General features: G+C 44.3%; 10 protein-coding genes. All 10 read right to left on the bottom strand.

Annotated elements, in window-relative coordinates; all coding sequences use genetic code 11:
- Positions 1-62: 62 nt before the first annotated feature.
- The gene (locus BZA03_RS14175; protein ID WP_110289114.1) at positions 63-4,901 is read right to left on the bottom strand and encodes an NAD-glutamate dehydrogenase; all 4,839 of its coding nucleotides are present in this window, start codon (positions 4,899-4,901) and stop codon (positions 63-65) included.
- A 196-nt stretch (positions 4,902-5,097) separates the two neighbouring features.
- Positions 5,098-7,416, bottom strand: coding sequence for an RND family transporter (locus BZA03_RS14170; protein WP_061485905.1), 2,319 nt, complete (start codon positions 7,414-7,416; stop codon positions 5,098-5,100).
- Positions 7,417-7,431: 15 nt separating this feature from the next.
- Entirely contained in the window at positions 7,432-8,478 is a 1,047-nt protein-coding gene (locus BZA03_RS14165; protein ID WP_110289113.1) for a YCF48-related protein, read from the bottom strand.
- 79 nt (positions 8,479-8,557) lie between these two features.
- Entirely contained in the window at positions 8,558-9,925 is a 1,368-nt protein-coding gene (locus BZA03_RS14160) for a DUF1329 domain-containing protein (protein ID WP_014949549.1), read from the bottom strand.
- 11 nt (positions 9,926-9,936) lie between these two features.
- Positions 9,937-11,997 carry a DUF1302 domain-containing protein gene (locus BZA03_RS14155; RefSeq protein WP_014949548.1) on the bottom strand — a complete coding sequence of 687 codons (2,061 nt, stop codon included), beginning with the start codon at positions 11,995-11,997 and terminating at the stop codon, positions 9,937-9,939.
- Between the two features lie 333 nt (positions 11,998-12,330).
- On the bottom strand, positions 12,331-12,573 hold the full coding sequence (locus BZA03_RS14150; protein ID WP_014949547.1) for a DUF2835 family protein: 243 nt from the start codon (positions 12,571-12,573) through the stop codon (positions 12,331-12,333).
- Positions 12,560-15,169 carry an aminopeptidase N gene (gene pepN, locus BZA03_RS14145; protein ID WP_110289112.1) on the bottom strand — a complete coding sequence of 870 codons (2,610 nt, stop codon included), beginning with the start codon at positions 15,167-15,169 and terminating at the stop codon, positions 12,560-12,562. Before pepN ends, BZA03_RS14150 begins: the two co-directional genes overlap by 14 nt.
- A gap of 47 nt (positions 15,170-15,216) precedes the next feature.
- Entirely contained in the window at positions 15,217-16,692 is a 1,476-nt protein-coding gene (gene nhaC / locus BZA03_RS14140) for a Na+/H+ antiporter NhaC (RefSeq protein ID WP_110289111.1), read from the bottom strand.
- Between the two features lie 72 nt (positions 16,693-16,764).
- Complete coding sequence (locus BZA03_RS14135) at positions 16,765-18,099, bottom strand: sodium-dependent transporter (protein WP_110289110.1); 1,335 nt, start codon at positions 18,097-18,099, stop codon at positions 16,765-16,767.
- Between the two features lie 82 nt (positions 18,100-18,181).
- Complete coding sequence (gene prc / locus BZA03_RS14130) at positions 18,182-20,224, bottom strand: carboxy terminal-processing peptidase (protein ID WP_014949543.1); 2,043 nt, start codon at positions 20,222-20,224, stop codon at positions 18,182-18,184.
- Between the last annotated feature and the right edge of the window lies 1 nt (position 20,225).

Here is a 20,225-nt window from a genome sequence, read left to right as displayed (position 1 = left end):
TGTTCAGTCGGCCAATAAAAAGCCCTGATAAACAGGGCTTAAATCATTAAGGTGCGTGTATTCTAATGGTTAGACTTCACGCTTAAAAGCATCAATTCACGTAAAGCGACAGAAAATTTCGCAAATTCGTGCGTTGTACTGGTCTTAAACTCAGACATCATGTGATACCAGCGCTTAAGTAGGACTTGATTGCTTTCAATCCACTCATCAAGAATTTGATCTGCACTACTTACATCTTCGCGAGAAGCTAGCAGGTTAGCTGCAATGGAACGCTGCTGCCAATCTAACTCTTCACGATACGAGGCGCGAGCTAACGCTTGCCAGTGGTTGCTTACCGCCTGGTTGTTTATCTGATCTAAGAACCAGTGAAGTTCTAAACGAGAACCTAGCTGATAGTAAAGCTTAGCGACTACATCGGTATCGTGCTTATCTGCTTCAACGATTTGCGCAAGGTCAAAGCTAGAGAACATGTTAGAGAAGCTTGCAACCTGATAAGCGATGTCTTCTGGTACACCTTTATCAATGTATTTCTGCGTAGCGTTTTCAAGCTGAGTAAATTCGCTTTTAACCAAGTAGTTTTGCAGGTTCTTCGATAAAATATCGAAGGTACCACGGTAGCTCGCGATGGCTTCTTCAATGGATTGCGTCTTATTACCGTGGCGAATATACCAGCGCGAAGCGCGACGCATAATTCTACGTGCTTCATCTAACATTTTAAGCTGTAGCTGAGCTGGAATAACGTTATCCAGTTGTTCGATGCGCTCCCACAGCGTCTTCATGTTAAAGATACCGTGAACAATTGCGTATGCGTCAGCAATTTCGCTCACACTTGCCCCAGTTTCTTCCTGCATTCTAAACACGAAATTAAGGCCCATGTCGTTAACCATGTTATTGGTTAACTTAGTCGCAATAATTTCGCTTCTAAGCGGATGCTGTTGCATGTGTGTTGCGAATTTTTCGCGGAGCACTTTAGGGAAGGCTTCTACTAACAACTTACCGTGGTAAGGATTGTCAGTGATTTCCGGAATATTAAGCGCATCTTTAAGTACCATTTTGCCGTACGCAATCAATACGCTTAACTCTGGGCGAGTTAAACCTTGATCCGTGGCTACGCGATCAGAAATCTCATCGTCACTTGGAATAAATTCCAATTCACGGTTTAGCTGACCTTCACGCTCAAGACCGTGGATAAAGCGAAGCTGTTCTTTAAGTTGCTTAACGCCAGCTAACTCAGTAATAGAGATAGACTGAGTTTGACGGTAGCAGTCTTTCAGTACAATTCGACTTACATCGTCGGTCATATCGTAGAGCAACTTATTACGCTGTTTAAGCGTAAGTTCACCGTCGTTAACTAGGCTGTTAAGCAAGATTTTGATGTTTACTTCGTTATCCGAGCAATCAACCCCACCTACGTTATCGATGAAATCAGTGTTAACTCGGCCACCGTTAGACGCATACTCAATACGACCTAACTGCGTTAGACCTAAGTTACCGCCCTCGCCCACAATTTTAGCTTGTACGTCACGACCATTGACGCGTAAGTCATCATTAGCACGGTCACCTACGTCTGAGTGAGATTCTTTCTTACTCTTAATGTACGTACCGATCCCACCGTTCCACAGTAGGTCAACTGGCATTTTCAATATATTGTGAATTAGCTCATTAGGCGTCATGGTTAGTTGACGCGTACCTAACCACTTTTTCATTTCAGGTGTAAGCTTGATAGATTTAGACGCGCGGCTAAATACGCCACCGCCTTTTGAAATCAGCTTACTGTCATAGTCTTCCCAGCTTAGGCTTGGGTTCTCAAATAGGCGTTGACGCTCTTTATAACTTGCTGCTGCATCTGGGCTTGGATCGAAGAAAATATGTAAATGGTTAAACGCAGCGATTAGTCGCGTATGCTCTGATAGCAACATACCGTTACCGAATACGTCACCTGCCATGTCACCCACACCAACAACGGTAAAGTCAGTGGTCTGACAGTCGATACCAATTTCTCTGAAATGACGTTTAACCGACTCCCATCCGCCGCGTGCAGTAATACCCATTTTCTTATGGTCATATCCAATACTACCGCCAGATGCAAATGCATCGCCCAGCCAAAACCCAAACTCTTCCGCAATACCGTTTGCGATATCAGAGAACGTGGCAGTGCCTTTATCTGCAGCAACAACCAAATAAGGGTCGTCATCATCAAGGCGAACAACATCCTTAGGAGGAACAATTTCACCATTTACAATGTTGTCAGTAATATCTAACAAGCTGGTGATGAAAGTGCGATAGCATGCTTGGCCTTCAGCCTGAATAGCTGCGCGACCTTCGCCTACAGGTAGGTTCTTACAAACGAAACCACCTTTTGCACCAACCGGCACGATCACCGTGTTTTTAACTTGTTGCGCTTTTACTAAGCCGAGTACTTCTGTTCTGAAGTCTTCTTGTCTATCAGACCAACGAAGACCGCCGCGGGCAACTTTGCCGCCACGCAGGTGCACACCTTCAACGCGAGGACTGTAAACAAAAATTTCAAACTTAGGAAGTGGTAATGGCATGTCAGGAATGAGTTCAGGCATCATCTTAAATGATACATATGATTTTTCATTGCCGGCATCGTCTGCCTGATAGAAGTTTGTACGTAACGTTGCAGACATCATATCCAGATAACGACGAATAATTCGGTCATCATCCAAGTTGCTAACGTTATCTAACTGTTCCTTAATAGTCTCAAGAATACCTTCCTCTTTTTTCTCATTGCGCTTTTTCTTAGGATTAAAACGCTGGTCGAAAAAGTCTACGAGTAAACGAGCAATGTCTGGATAGTTAGCTAGTGTGTTTGCGATGTAGTCACGGCTGAAAGAACTGCCGGTCTGGCGCATGTATTTAGCATAAGCACGGAGTACAGTAACTTTACGGCCAGTCATATTCGCGCCAAGGATAAGGCGGTTGAACGCGTCGTCTTCTAGTGTCTTGTACCACACTTTGGCAAAGGCATCTTGAAAGAGAACCTGGGCGTTTTCCATGTCAAAGTGCTGACCACTTTTATGTAACATGGTGAAGTCCATGACCCAGTTACGTTCACCTTCTGAACACGTGACTTTATAAGGGCTTTCATCGATTACGCGTAACCCAAAATTCTCAAGCATCGGTAACACGTCAGACAAATGGATAGGCTCGGCACGGTGGAAAAGCTTAAGCTTAACTACCTGGCTGTCAGCGTCTTCTTCTTGTGGACGATAGAACAACATATCCAGTGTGTGGTTGTCGTCTAACATCTCTAGTTTGCCAATATCTACAAGCGCTGCTGACGGTAGGTTATGCTCCATATAGCTGCGAGAGAAAGCATTGTTGTATTTGCGTTCCAACGCTTTACCCGAAGCCTCACCGTGTGCCGCTGAAATAGCTGACGCGAGTCTGTCATTCCAGGTTTTGGTCAACTCAATAATGTTTTGCTCTATTTCCTTCACATCGAATTCCGCGTTGTTGTCGTTGACTCTAGCAATGTAATGCGTACGGGCATATACAGACTCTGAGAAGAACGTAGTAAATTCCACTTCTTCAGTTGCGCCCAATGACGCTTTAAGTAGCGCTTGGGTTTCTTTGCGTAACTGGGTGTTATAGCGCTCTCTTGGCACAAACACCATGCACGAGAAAAAGCGGCCAAAAATGTCTTTTCGAATGAATAAACGTGAAATTCCACGCTCTTGCATTTGAAAAATACCCATCACAATTTGCGCTAGCTCTTCCGCTGGCGTTTGTAGCAACTCATCTCGTGGGTAGGTTTCTATAATATTTGCAAACGCTTTGTATGCGTGAGTTCCAGGCTCGAAACCAGATAGCTCACAAATACGTTTGATTTTTTCACGTAAAATCGGAAGCTGAGTTACGCTGTTGTTATAGAAAGAGGCAGAATACAGACCTAAAAAGCGGTGCTCACCAACAACCTGACCTTCTTTGTTAAACACCTTCACGCCTACATAGTCCATATATGCAGGACGGTGTACTCGCGCGCGCGAATTTGTTTTGGTCAGAATCAATGGGTTTTTGCTAAGCGCTTCGGCACGGGCCGACGCAGGTAAGCGAGACAACAAACGCTCTCGGTCGTTTACTGAGTTTTTAAGCAAACCCAAACTGGTGTCGTTTTGAGGGATCCATCTATGGTCCCCTTCAATGGCTTTAACGTCATAATAACGGTAACCCATCATTGTGAAGTTGTGATCGCCTAACCATTCTAAGTAAGCTTTAGTTTGCTTTTTGGCTTCTGCAGATACAGGCCAGTTAAATTTAGCATTGTTTTTAATTACGTCTTGCAAGGTATTTGTCATGCCTTGCCAGTCTTGAACTGCCAGAGAAACTTCATCAACGACAGAGTGCAGTTCTTGTGTTAGAGCATCGATATCTTTTTTCGATGTTTGTCTATCGATTTCGATAAAGATGACCGTTTCTTTTTTCGCACCTTCAAGCGATTGACCTGGCTCAGCAAACGCTTCAACTTTGTTCGCTTTGTCGCGCTTAATGCCAATTGGGCTGTGAAGGAATAAATGTGCGGTGATGTTCAAACGATTTAGCAACATGCGCACCGAGTCAACCAAGAATGGCATATCCGACACAATAATCTCAACAATTGTGTGGCTTGAGTGCCAGCCGTGTTTGGCAATTTCCGGGTTAAATACGCGTATGTATGGCGACGTATGTTCAAACTTCGCCAAGCCATTCCATAAACTAAGTGTTGCACCATAAAGGTCGCTGTCGTTGCGATTTTCTAGGTCATCGCTTGAAATATTTTTATACAACAGACGTCCGAATTGCTGCACAAGAGACTTCTGCTTGGTATCTACTTTTTTGTCGATAAGTGCAAATACATTGTCTAGCAGTACTGAGTGTCGCTGTGAGGTGACTGTCATTTGTTAACCTTTTTTGAATGTCGTAATACCAATCCAGCTTGGTATAAGTGCCGAGTACCTAACTATTTTCTCTAATAAATGACGCTAATGAAAGCCCATTTTTAACCTTATATTAACAGCATAGATAAGTATGCAGAAAACACCCAAAAAAAAGGGCCTAAAGGCCCTTTTTAATGCTTAGCTATGCAAAAATATTTTATGCATCAGGGTCATTCTTGTTCCACCATAGGAATCTTGCTAGTGCAGGCAGTACAATTATTGCTCCAAGCATGTTCACGACGAACATAAATGTAAGCAAAATGCCCATATCCATTTGGAACTTAAGCGAAGAGAACACCCATGTGCTCACGCCTATTGCCAGCGTAATACCGGTAAATAGCACAGCACTTCCACGTTCTTTTAATGCAGCGAAATATGCTTCTTGAACGGTAGCGCCTTTCTTCAGCATTAAGCTCTTGGTAGAGAGTATATAAATACCATAGTCCACACCTATACCCACGCCAAGTGCGATAACTGGTAATGTAGAAACGGTGAGGCCAATTTGAAGGTATGTCATTAAGGCTTGCGCCAGTACAGACACCACATACAGCGGAATAACAACAACTAACGTAGCACGCAGCGAGCGGAAGCTAACTAGACACAACGCAATAACGGCGCCAAATACATAAAGCATCATAGGGTCCTGCGCTGCACTAACTGCTTCATTAGTTGCGGCCATCACGCCAACAGGCCCAGAAGCAAGACTGAACTTCATATCATCGGTTTGATATTCATCGCGATACGCTTTTACCGCTTCAACGACACGAGAGATCGTTTCTGCTTTGTGGTCCTCCATAAACAGAATAATTGGCATGACCGAGCAGTCGCCGTTAAGTAAACCAGACGACGTTGGAACGCGAGAAATTGCCTGCACCAATGTTTGCTGGTTACGAGGGAGTACCTGCCACTTAACGTTGCCTTCGTTGTAACCTGCGTTAACAATTTTTGCTACAGATGCCAACGAAACCGCCGATTGAACGCCTTGAACATTTTCCATTTTCCACTGGAAATCGTCCATGGCCTTCATCACGCTGTGTGACGTACAAGCTTCTGGTGTGGTTTCAACCAAAATAGAAATGTAATCTACCGTTACTTCGTACTTATCGGTAATCAGGAAAGTGTCCTGATTGTAGCGTGATGTTTCATGAAGCGCAGGTGCACCCGCATGTAAGTCCCCTATCTTCATATTCTGAGCTTGGAAATGACCAAACACGAATAGGATAGCAGTAACGATAAGAATTATTGCCGCAGGCTTTTTACGTGAACAAGCAGCAATGACTTCCCAGAATTTCGAATTAGCGTTTTCTTTACCCGCGAATTTTTCGACATATTTCTGGTCAAGTTTTAAGAAGCTCATCAGCACAGGCAGCAGCAACAAGTTGGTAAGAATGATTACCGCTACACCCATACTTGCCGTAATCGCCAACTCGCGAATAATGCCGATATCGATTACCAATAACGTCATAAAGCCAACCGTATCAGATAACAATGCAATTCCGCCTGGAACCAGCAAGTTTCTGAATGCCGCCATAGATGCCCGTTTAGCACCAATACCGGTTACTGCTTGTTTTTCTACCGCGTTAATCATTTGTACGCCGTGGCTCACACCAATGGCAAATACCAAAAATGGCACCAGTATTGACATAGGGTCCATACCAAAGCCAATTGAAGTAAGCAGGCCTAGCTGCCAGATAACGGCAATGATTGAGCATACTAATGGCAATAACGTAAGCATGATGCTGCGCGAGAAGAAATACACCATTACGGCAGTAATCGCGATAGCAATGGCGAAAAAGATCAACACGTCTTTTGCACCGTCGGCCACATCGCCAATCATTTTCGCAAAGCCAATTATATGAATAGACGTATTTTCGTTTTCATATTGACCGCGAAGCTGCTCTTCAAGCTCTGCCGCTAATGCCAATGTATTGAGAGGTTCGCCAGTTTGCGGGTCAATATCGAGCAATTGCGCTGTTACCATTGCGCAGCTGTAATCACTGGATACCTGTCTTCCGACAATGTTTGCCTTTTCTACGTTGGCAGCCACCAACTCTAATGCTTCTGGGCTTGCAGAATTAAAGTCGGCAGGAATGACCGGTCCGCCTGCAAAGCCGCCTTCTACAATTTCAGTAAAGCGGGTTGAAGGAGAGAAAAGCGAAATAACTAACGAACGGTTCACCCCATTAATAAAGAAGAGTTGGTCGTGAACATTCTTTAATGTATCGAAGAAGTTTTGATTGTAGATGTTATCGTTTTTATCACACACAGAAACTAATATATTGTTAGCGCCACCAAAATCTTGGCGGTGCTCAATGTACGTTTTCATGTATTCGTGATTTAGCGGTATGTTCTTTTCAAAACCTGCGTCTAAGCGCATTTGTGAAGCTTGGTAACCAAGGAAAACTGTGGCTATAGCAAACAAGGCTACGACAATTTTACGGTTTCCGAATACTAATTTTTCAAGAAAATGGGTCATTGTTTTTATACTGCCCTATTTTAAATTCAACGTTTTAATGCCATTCGCAGTAACGGCAATATTCTTACCATTAAACTGTGTTGCATTAAGAAGCGCGGCTTTGTCTTTAATTTGTGAAACGACAATGCCTTCATCAGCTTCGCAATCTGAAAGGTTCGCATAGGGGTCTCGCATACTGGTGGGTAAAGGTCGCTGTGCGCTTACCATCATCCCGTTGTTACCCAAAGCATAAACCTTCGATTCAGAACCAATTAGAATTGAATTTAGTGTGCTGGTTGAGCAAGTTTGTACGTATTCCCACTCACCTTCGTTTCTGTTAACAAATATATTTCCGCGAAGGCCAACCGCTAGAACGGTATTTTCATCAAGCGGCTTAATATCGAAAAACGATCCTGTATAGTCGACGTAATACCGTTCCCACGATTCTCCCATATTGGTACTTTTGGCTAGCAGACCGGCTTCGCCTGCTAGGTAAAGCGTATCACCATCAAGGGTAATTCTGTTTAAGTGGGGTAAAATAGATTCAAGTTCTTGCTGATAGAAGTCTTCATCTTCTTTTCGAATATCTTCAAGGTATTCTTGATCCATTGGGTCAAGCAGACTGGAATGACGTTCTGCCGTCCACGTTTTTCCACCGTCTAAGGTTCGATAGAACAAGCCATAGGCACCTGTAGCAATCCCCTGCTTTTCATTGAAGAATAATACGTCTAGAAATGGGCGCTGAAGGTCAGGTTGGAAATTTTGTATCTCCCACGTCTCGCCTTTATCTGAAGAATGAAGAATGACAGCGTCGTGGCCCACTGCCCAAATATTATCGCCTACAACAGTTGTCGCTGTAAGCGTTGATTGTGTTGGTACGGCTTTTTGAGTAAATGCCTCACCATCCTCTGAAACTAACACGTGACCGCGTTCACCGACAATAACGACAAATGTATCAGCGTCTATGTCCAAAAGAACCGATTGCTCAACCAGTGGTGCCATGAATGCTTCTTCGGCGATTGCAGTTGTAGAGTAATTAACTGCGAAAGTGGCGGCAATGCACGCTGCAATGGTTTTTTTCATAATTAACCATTCCCCCTATTTATAATTGTCTGCATACAAAAACGGCTGGCAATTGCCAACCGTTTGTTGTTTAAGGCGATTAGCGCATACCTTCTCGTCGTAATGCCTGAGGTGTGAATTCCACATCTCGTGGGCGTACGGTGAAGTCGTACATCTCTTCTTCGTTATCGAGGCCAATGGCCAGGTAACGACGAGAGTTCAAGTCATGGTACACATCCAGCGTAGACCACTGGGTAGGTACTTCATAATAGTTCACACCATACGCTACACCAACACGATAAAGTTCGCCACGATTATCATACATATCAGCAACTTGAATTTGCCAGCTATCTTCATCAATGAAGAATACACGCTTTTGATAAATATGACGGAAACCGTCTTTCAATGTGGCTTCTACTTCCCAAACGCGGTGTTTTTCCCAACGTGTTAGGTCTGGATTAACGTGGTTTGGCTTTAAGATGTCATCGTACTTCGCATTATCTGAATGAAGTGCATAGTTGTTGTATGCAACGAACATTTCTTTCTTACCAACTAACTTCCAGTTGTAACGGTTTGGTGAGCCGTTAAACATATCAAAGTCATCGGTAGTACGAAGGCCATCAGCTGCAGTTCCAGGTGTATCATAAGCAATGTTTGGTGCTAGACGTACACGGCGCTGACCCGTGTTGTAGGTCCATGCTTTACGCGGCTCTTTTACTTGGTCAACTGTTTCATGTACAAGCAGTGCTGTACCCGCCAAACGAGCAGGCTTTGTTACTTTTTGTTTAAACATGAAAAGGACGTTTTCGTCAGTAAGCTTTTCTGGTGTAGCACCTTCTTCTGCGTACTTAATTAATAACTGCTCGTCAAAACCGATTACGTTGTAATCACCACCAGTTGTTACTGCAGCTTGACCACCATTACGCTGAACCGCTTCACCGCGATAGCGAAGTATATGGTTCCAAATAGCTTCAAGACCATTTTGTGGAATTGGGAACGGAATACCGAGAACAGCCCCTTTAATTCCGTTACCGCCGTCTAGTAGCTCCGCGCTAGTTGCATTTACCTTAGTTGCGTCGTAGATAGCCTGTGGATTAGACGCAGAACGACGCGTTGGGTAAACCGGCATACGGAAGGTTTCAGGGTAAGCTTCGAAAAGCTTTTTCTGACCTTCAGATAGAAAGTCAGCATATTCTTTGTAGTTTTGTGCCGTGATTTCAAATAGCACTTTATCTTCAGGGTACGGGTCTGGATGGTGATCACCCACTGTGTAGCCCGCTGGTGCTGAAGTAATACCGCCAGTCCACGCTGGGATACTGCCGTCTGCATTACCTGCTTTCATAGCGCCCAGTGGCGTCAATTCGTTACCTAGTTTATTGGCATCTGCGTCAGACACCTTTGCCATCGCGCTTGCACCTGACAGAGCAAGTGACAAAGCCGCAGCGATAATTCCTACTTTTCTAATCATAAATACCACTCTTAGATTGCATATTTGATGTTAAATGAAACGAAGTCTCTGTCTGATAGCGCATTAGTAGTACCAATACCGCCCCAGAAAGCGCTGTACGACGCTGTTGCTGACCACTTGCTTAGGTAGTCGAACGTCAATGAAATTGCAGCAGACTTAACATCTTCTGTGAAAAGGAATAGAGGGTCTGGTGTTGTACCCTCTACATCGTGAGAGAATGTTGCACGAGCACGTAAGTTAATTCCGGCCATGACGTCGTTGTAATCAGCGACAGCAAGTAAGCGGTAACCCCACGCATCGTCAGTAGCAAACGGGTTAGTCTCTGGTCCGTCTGATAGCGCTTGGTGTAAACCTTCACGACTATTGCCGTTGATAGGCTCTAGTGACGGCGTACGTGCTGTACCAGGCGCATTTAAGCGAATTACGTTCGGATCTGGCATATCTACAACGTTCACATAGCCTACTTCGCCTAATAGTACGAAGTTGTCAGAGCCAAATTTAGGGCCAAACACGTGTGAGGCAGTAAACTGCATTTGCCATGTATCAGAGAATAGATAACCTTCCGCTGTTTCGCCTGGGCCTACTGCTCTTCCGATATTGTTTAGCTGTGAAATACCTTCTAAATCTGGACGTAGCCCAGCATTCGCTAGCTGCTCTGGCATACCCATGTAAAGCAATTCAACATCATCGATTTGAAGCGGCTCATCTACACGGTAAGCAAATTCACCCGCAAGAGCCGTAGTACCGATGTTAGTGTTAAAGCTCATACCATAAAGTTTGATATCTTCTGGGTAGAAGAACTCTGACTGTGTAAATGCACCCAGTTCAGTGATGTTGTCGCGAGTAACGGTATTAGACGCTAGGAACGCGAGATCCGCGCCAATTCCTTCAGCAGTAAAATCGGATGTCTTACCTGAAATAAGCGGGCGTTGGCTGTGGTAATTGATGTGATAGAAACTAAACTCTGTTTCATTCAAATTCTCAGCAAACCACGTCAAGCGTAAACCGTATTGACCCTGATCGTCCGCGTCATTGTGCGCTTCGTCAGAAAAACCGCGGATAGCCACTTTGGTTGGATAAGCAAGGTAGGCTTGCGAAATGTCAGCTGGATTAGCGCCAGAGCGAAGCAAATCGCCATATCCGTTTAACGCAGTGAGAAGGTGATCTAAGTCGATGTCTGGGTTACCACTGAAACCAAGCTGGATGTTTTGGCGTTGACCGCCCTCACCTGCAAAGTCGTTGCCCGCGAAGTAGCTGCCAGAAACTGGAAGCCAGCTGCGCTGCCATTCGTACTGGTAATAACCAGAAATACTCACTGTGTCAGTCAAACCTAAAGACGCGTACACCATCCCTACTGGAAGGAATACTTCTTTAAGTTCTGCACCTGGAGCACGAGCTCGTGTTACATCAACAGGGTTCGTTGTGTTAATACCGTGCTGGATGAATGTACTTTCACCCCAACTGATCACCTGACGGCCTACACGAAGCGTAAGTGGTTTGTCGCCAATCCACCAATCGCCATAGAAGAATGCGTCGTAAAGACGTACATCGGTACACAGTAGGTCTTCTGCTTCAGGGTCTTGACACAAGTCGTATTGGTTACCCGTTATTGGGTTAGAGTATGGACGGTCGCCGTCCATTTGCTCAAAGTCGTAGAACCAGAAACCACGGGCGAAGAAACCATAGTCGCCAAAATTGATATCTAATTCATGAGTACCTGAAATTTGCGTTGCAAACGCGTCACCTGGATCGTGTGCAAGGTTACCAAGGTCACCATTGGTGGAATAACCACCATCTGCTAAACCCCACACGTCGCCACTTGGGTATAAAGGGTTGAAAGCTGCGTGATAACCGCTCCAGTCGAATTGAGGATGGTTACTGTTACCTATAAGGTCGTAATCTCTTGCCTCTGTTCGAATACTTGTAGCTAATGTAAATGTTGAATCTAAAGATATACTTACATCACCCACTTGCCAATTCGCAGCGTGTGCTGGTACTGCAGCAGCACCTAGCAGTGAGAGAACTCCCGCTGCTACTGGTGATATCTTAAAAGCGCTAGGCCCGTTTTTCATATTTTTATACTCCCAAGTCGATGTGACTTAATACGTGACATCATGACCAACCATAACGATTAACAAAATCATTACATCATTTTGCCATAACCGCAAGAACTAATCCTACCAGTTAACAAAATTTACAACATTAGTCGTATCAAATAGTTATTGCTTTATTGTGAGTATAAAAGGCATTTATAAACTTGCAGGAAAAATGTACAGAAATATTGCGAAACTGTTGCGTTAAGTATTTTGGAACGCTCAATGACAAAAGAAAACGCATAAGTGTAACGTATGGGAGTGGTGAAAACTCGTATGCAAGAGAGTAATTCGTCGCGTACAAAAAAGGCTCTATGCGAGCCTTTCGAAGGATTTTATTTTTTTGTTGGCATCAATAATCATCCTAAAACGACCTTTAATACCATCAGACGTAACAAATTGCCTGAGCCGGTTGGTCGGTACTTGGACGCTTAGACCTGATTCACTGACCATGACCACATCTGGCATAGATGGAATATAAAGCACCTCACATTGTTTGTAAGGTGCATTTATTGAAAAGTAAAAAACTGAGTCAGTTTGGCTAATGCTTGTCATAAGCAAGGCTTTTACTTACTTTCTCAAACAAATCTTTACTTAAACCTTTGTGATTAAGCAAACGGCCAAGCTGTTGCTTCATATGAACCTGATGCTCGCTTGCAAAGCCCTGCCATTGCGCCAGTGGCGTTACAATACGGGCGGCAACCTGTGGGTTGACCGCATCGAGCTTAAGTAAGTAGTCGGTTACAAATTTATATCCACTGCCATCGAGTGCATGAAACCTTTCGCTGTTATAGAAGGCGAAGCTACCAATAACAGAACGAACACGGTTCGGGTTACTCATTGCGAACTGGGGGTGCTCACATAACATTGTGATAGTCGCAAAGATATCGTCTCGATTTTGTGTAGCGTGGAGTGCGAACCATTTGTCCAAAACAAGCGGGTCATGATTCCACGATTCCTCAAACTGAGCCATCAAACTGTCGAAAGTGGTGGCGCTACAGTGTTGTGCGCTTCTCAACGCGCCTAGCGTATCTGTCATATTATCAGCGGCTTTAAACTGAGAAACCACAATATGCTCGTGTTGGGGTAACCGCGCTAAGTGTGCAAGCACGACATTTTTGCAGCGACGTTGATTCACCGCTTCTTGCGTGTAGCAATACGCGCTTTTCTCGATATTTTCGAAGACTTGTTTTAGCTCTTTTTCGAGTGTGCGAGCAAACTGGTCGCAGAACGCTTTTCTCGCTTTCGAAAGTGCGGAAACGTTTATGTTACTTCGGCTTTGGCACAGTGTCTCAAACGAAGGTATGACTAAACATTCACTCAGCAATTCAAGGTTGTTCTGCTCTTGGGCAATCGCTTGCTTGATACCGTTCCAGATTTCATTACTGATACCAGACCCCGGCGATTCCTCTAATTGCTTCACACAGCGGTCATACAATGTTTGCATTGCATCCCAACGATTAAATGGATCCTTCGCATGCTTAAATATAGTAAGTAAAGACTCTGTCCCCAATGGGTTTTCTACTTTCGCTGGCGCTGAGAAGTTACCCAATACTACAGGTGTTAAATTAGTAGTTTTGGCTTCTACAGTAAAACGCATAGCATCATCTTTTAAAATGACCATGCCGTTTTGTATTAACGACTCGTTGTCTGTATAGCTTTTCCCCTCATCATCAATAATCTCGATATTTACAGGAATATATAGAGGAAGCTTTTCTTTCTGATCGGAGGTTGCAGGTGTGTGCTGTGACAATGTAAAGCTATGCTTAACAATGCCATCATCATCGACCTCAGTGCTGTGTGCGACAGAAATCACTGGCGTACCAGATTGACTATACCAGCGGGTAAACTGGGTTAAATCTAAATCAGTAGCAGACTGCATTGCTGAAATGAAGTCATCACAGGTGACAGCCTGACCGTCGTGTCTTCTAAAGTACTCGTCCATACCACGTCTGAAGCCGTCAGGCCCCAATAATGTGTGGAACATGCGAATAACTTCAGCGCCTTTGTCATAAACCGTCACCGTGTAGAAGTTGTTCATTTCAATGACTTCTTCTGGACGAATTGGATGACTCATTGCACTCGCATCTTCTGCAAACTGGTGTTCTCGCATAACACGAACGTGCTTTATACGATTACTTAACGCCGAAGTCATATCAGCGCTGAACTGTTGGTCTCTAAATACAGTAAGCCCCTCTTTAAGGCTTAGCTGGAACCAATCGCGACAAGTAACACGGTTGCCGGTCCAATTGTGGAAGTACTCGTGCGCGATAACCGACTCAACATTGAAAAAGTCATCGTCGGTGGCACTTTTTTGATCGGCTAATACAAACTTACTGTTAAATACATTTAAGCCCTTGTTTTCCATCGCTCCCATATTGAAGAAATCGACGGCAACAATCATGTAGATATCTAAGTCGTACTCTAACCCGAACACATCTTCGTCCCACTTCATCGCCCGTTTGAGAGATTCTAATGCGAAAATGCCTTGAGACTTTTTGCCTTTATCAACATAAAGTTCTAACGCAACCTCTTTACCGCTTGTGGTAGTGTAGCTATCGGTAAGTAAATCGAAGTCACCGGCAACTAGAGCAAAAAGGTAGCAAGGTTTTGGATGTGGATCGTGCCATTTAACAAAATGCGTATTTTCGTCAACTTCGCCCTTGTCCACTGGGTTGCCATTGGCCAAAAGCATCGGTACTGACTTGTCGGCAACTACCGTTACTGTGTAGACCGACAAAACATCCGGGCGGTCCATGAAGTACGTAATGCGACGAAACCCTTCCGCTTCACACTGCGTACAATAGGCACCACCTGATAAATACAAGCCTTCCAGCGCTTTGTTGTGCTCAGGGGCAATGGTATTGGTAATTTCTAAGACGAACTCATCAAGTTCAGTAACCACGCTTAAAGCGCTATCTGTTACCGTGTATTCATTATCAGATAGGTGCGTACCGTTAATAGAAATAGAATCTAGCGATAAATTATCGCCATCAAGTACTAATGGACTATCGTGCGCGCCATTACGAGTGACGGACAACGTGCTGATAACTTTGGTTTGCGTTGGGTGTAGCGTTATATGTAGGTCAACTGTCGCTATTGAAAAAGCGGGCGGCTGGTAATCCGCCCGGCGTTTAGCTTGAACTGACATAGATCCTCCTGGAAGAAAGCCTACGTGGGTTTAATTGGAACTCTGTGTTAAACCGTATCTTTGCTGTTTACTTCAACATGCGGTGGCGTAATACGTAAAATCTTAATACCTAAATACGCATAAATAACAGCAAGGATCGGGTTGATTACGTTGAAGAATGCATAGAATACGTAATCAAATGGATTGACTAATAAAACACTGTGCATGTAAGCACCACAGGTGTTCCAAGGAATAAGTGGAGACGTAAGTGTGCCGCCGTCTTCAAGGCTTCGAGAAAGATTCAATTGGTCTAAACCACGCTTTTTGAATTCTTCTTTGTACATACGGCCTGGCATCACGATTGAAATATACTGATCTGCAGTAACCAGGTTGGTACCAAAACAAGTAAGAATGGTTCTACTCACCATATCCCCTGCGGATTTTGCACCAATTAATATGGCAGAAACTGCACGCTTTAATAGGCCAACACGCTCTAATACGGCACCGAACGACATTGCACAAATGATCAACCAAATGGTATTTAACATAGAAGACATGCCACCACGAGAAAGCAAGCTGTTTAAGTTCTCGTCAGGCGTTGAGAAGCTTACGCCATCGAATAGCGCAGTCCAAACTACCTTCAACGCGCCTACATTCACTGAGTCGTCAGCACTTGCCATAGAAGTAACCACATCCCACTGGAAAACTACTGCCCAGACGCCACCTAACAAAGCGCCGATAAAAACAGCTGGAAACGCAGGCATCTTTTTAATCGCTAAGGTGAGCAAAACGACAAGGGGAATTAACAAATGCCAACCTAAGTCAAAAGACTCATTTAACAAAAGTTGCATCTGCTCAATGCGTTCTGCTTTGGCTTCACCCACTTCACTAAAGCCCAGTACCGTAAATAGAATAAGCGCAATAACAAAGCTCGGAATCGTCGTCCAAAGCATGTAACGGATGTGCTCAAATAAATCCGTGCCCGCAACGGCAGGCGCTAAGTTTGTTGTTTCAGATAAGGGCGAAATTTTATCGCCAAAGTACGAACCTGATACTACTGCGCCGGCGGTTATGGCTGCCGACATTTCCATGCCTGCAGAAACGCCCATTAGCGCAACACCCACAGTCGCCGCGGTAGTCCAAGAACTACCTATACTCATTGCAACAACCGCACAAATCAGACAAGCGGCAGCATAGAAAAACGAGGGGTTAAGCAACTCTAAACCGAAATAGATAAGCGTAGGCACGGTTCCAGCTAGCATCCATGTCCCAATAAGAGAACCTACCGCTAACAGAATTAAGCAGGCACCTAAAGACATTGAGATACCGTCTACAATGCCCTTTTCGATAGTTTTCCAGTTGTAGCCATTTTTCATTCCAATGATAGCAGCTAAGCCCATCGCTAAAAGAAGTGCAATTTGATTTGGACCGTAAGAAGAGTTATCGGCAAACAAATAAACTGCGCTTCCCATCATTATGACTAACGCAAGAATAGGAAGCATTGCATCGAGAAGTGACGGCGTTTTTATTTCTTTATTCGTCATTGTCGTTTTTTAAAACCTTATTATTGTATTTGTAACGCGTTAAGCGTGCTGTCCGCTTTTTACCAGAATGCTTTAGAAAACTGAGCGGTAGAACATAAGCGCAATGATGACGGGACACACAAAGCGTACGTACCAAGGCCAAATTTTCCAGAAAATGCTATGTTCAGCAAACTGATCACCTTGTTTAAGTTCATCGAGTATTGCATCTCTGCGCCACACCCAACCTGCGAAAATACACAAGGCGAGCCCTAGTAACGGTTGGCTATACTCGGTAGTTAATGCGATAACAAAGCCGAACAAGGTTTCAAAATTTAAAATGATGATGCAGCTTAATATAAAGATGACCGATGCCATTAATAACACGGCCTTTTTACGTTGAAGACCTTTGCTTTCTACCATAAACGCGACGGGAACTTCCAACATTGAAATTGAAGACGTGACGGCAGCAATCGCCATAAGCGCGAAAAAGGTAAAAGCAACGAAAAGACCTACGCTACCTATGGTATCAAACAGTGCTGGTAGTACTTTGAAAATCAGCGTGTCACCTTGGATTAACGCGCCTTCCGGTGTGAAGATTTCAACGCCGTTGTTTAATGCAACGTACATGGCCGGGATAATAAGCATACCCGCAATAACCGCAACACCGATATCGACAAGCGCTACCGACGCACCAATGCTAGGTAGATTTTCATTTTTACTTAGGTATGAACCATAAACCAGCATGGTACCCACACCTAAAGACATTGAGAAAAAGGCTTGTCCCATGGCGTTAATTAATAAGTCTGGGTCTAGAACGCGAGAGAAGTCAGGTACTAAATATGCTGACCAACCTTCTACGGCACCAGGCTGTAGGCTCACATAAACAATCAATGCAAGAATGAGAATAACCAATGTAGGCATCAAACGCACTGACCACTTCTCAATGCCGGACTTTACACCACCGACAACGATAAATGCAGTTAAGCCCATGAATAAGAAGCAGAAAATAGTGTTACGCGTAACTGATGAAGTAAGCAGCCAGTCGCTAGCGCTCGTAAATCCCACCATGCTTACGGCTGCATCGGCGAAATAAACCAGCATCCATCCGCCTACAATAGCGTAGAATGCAAGGATAAGTGACACGGTAACACAGCCCCAAATGCCCGTTAGCCTTCCGACGAAATTGCCCGATATTTTACCTAAAGCGTCAACCATATTTGAACGTGAACTACGTCCGATTATAAGTTCTGCCATAAGTACGGGATAAGCGAGTACAAAAGCCAGCAGTAAGTATACGAGAACAAATGCTGCGCCACCGTTACTTGCTACCTTTGTAGGAAAGCCCCAAATATTACCTAGTCCTACTGCCGAGCCTGCCGCTGCTAGCACGAACCCTATTCGAGAGGAAAATTCGCCTCTGATAGCCATGTTATTTCCCTTTATTATTGTTTTAATAATTTATAGACACAAAAAAAGGGCTGGCCCTAGACCAGCCCTTTTTTCTAATCACTTAATTTCTTGTGATAGCGTAACGGCCTGTTTCGATCATATCGAAAGTAATATTGGCTGCCTCGTCCAAGAATGGATCTAATTCTTCCATATCTTCTGGTAGATCGTCCAATGTTGTGACAGTTTCCATTCCCAATCGCTGTAAACGTTCGTTAGCACGAGCAAGCGACTTCTCTTCCGCCTCTTTCTTCTCGCCTTCACGTACAGATTTAACTAATGAGATGAAGTTCTTGTCTTTATTTTCCTTATATTCCTTTATGTCGTCTTGGATATAAGAAAACTCAGGATCTTGTAAAATACGTTTGTTGTGCTTCGCTGTTAAAACATCAAGCGCAGCAGTACCGTCTGCAAACGTCGTATAGTTAGCGCGATTGATACTGTCCCATGGCAACGCATTTTCCGCTTGGCTTTCTCCCCATTCAGCTGGTTCAACCGCCGATGGATAAAGAATGTCAGGAATAACGCCTTTATGCTGTGTGCTGCCGCCGTCAATGCGATAGAACTTGGCGATAGTAAACTGAACACTACCTAATGGGTTGTCGTAAAGGTCATAAATTTTACCTAAACCGCGATGCTGCTGCACTGTCCCTTTCCCGAAGGTTTGTTCACCTACGATGAGAGCACGGTTGTAGTCTTGCATCGCTGCCGCAAAAATCTCTGAAGCAGACGCGCTATATCTGTCAACTAATACGGTTAACGGGCCATCATAAGCCACTTCGCCATCTGTATCACGGTTAACGCTAACTTTGCTTTGACCGTATCGAATTTGAACCACCGGGCCTTTTTCGATAAATAGGCCAGTAAGTAACGTTGCTTCGGTTAGAGAACCACCGCCATTACCGCGCAAGTCTACGATAACGCCTTTAACGTTTTGCGCTTTCAAGCTTTCTATTTCTTTAGCAACGTCCATACTAAGGTTGTTATAAAAACTTGGAATGGTGATTACACCTAGAGGTTCACCCGCGTGAGGGCCAGTCTCTGGCACATATACTTCCGATTTGGCTGCGCGATCTTCTAACTTAATTTTATCGCGAGTAAGGCTAACTACCGACGTGGTTTTAGCGTCCGTGGCTCCTTTTTCAACCTGTAGACGGACAGTACTTCCTTTCGGGCCTTTAATTAACTCAACCACTTCGTCCAATCGCCAACCAATCACATCAACAAACTCTTCGTCGTCTTGTGCTACGCCAACAATTTTATCTTCAGGTTTTATTGCGCCAGACTCGTCTGCAGGTCCGCCAGGTACAACGCTTTTGATTACCGTGTAATCATCTTCGCTTTGTAATACTGCACCAATACCTTCAAACGACAAGTTCATGTCCATTTGAAAACGTTCAGCGTTACGCGGAGATAAGTAACTGGTGTGAGCTTCAATTGTACGTGCGAATGCATTCATTGCAGTTTGAAAAACGTCTTCGCTCTTTGCTTGCTTAGTGCGCTTAATCGCTCGCGTATAGCGTTTGGTAAGAAGCTCCTTCGCCTCTTCCCACGTTTTGTCTGCAAGTATTAGATTCAATGCGTCGTATTTAACGCGTTGACGCCAAATTTCATCCAGCTCAGCTTTATTAGCTGGCCATTCAGCATCTTCTCTGTCGTAAAAGAACTTATCGCCTTCTTTTTCAAAGTCGAACGGGCCTTTCTCTAACAGTGCAAGTGCAAATTCATAACGCTCAATGCGTCGTTTTGCGCTTACGTTATACATATCATAGGCAACAGAGAGGTTGCCTTTACTCAGCGCATCATCAAACAATGTGCGGTATTTCTCAAAACCCACAACATCAGACAGCAATAACACTTGTTTATTGTGATCTAATGAATCGATGAAGCGCTGGTAAACTCTAGCTGAGAGTGCATCATCCAACGAAATTTCCTTGTAGTGCGCCCTGGTAAAGAGTGCGCTTACTCGCTTAGCTGCAACACTGTGTTGAGATTCCTGTTGTAAAATGGGAAGCTCGTCTACCTCTGGTGTTGACGTAACTGCGCCTGCTCCTACCCCAACGGTAAGAAAAGCACTGGCGATGGAAATTCGAAGGATGTCTCTCATA

Source organism: Alteromonas sp. I10, from assembly GCF_003201515.1.
In the GTDB taxonomy this organism is placed as follows: domain Bacteria; phylum Pseudomonadota; class Gammaproteobacteria; order Enterobacterales; family Alteromonadaceae; genus Alteromonas; species Alteromonas macleodii.
This window is presented reverse-complemented; position numbering and strand designations above follow the sequence as displayed.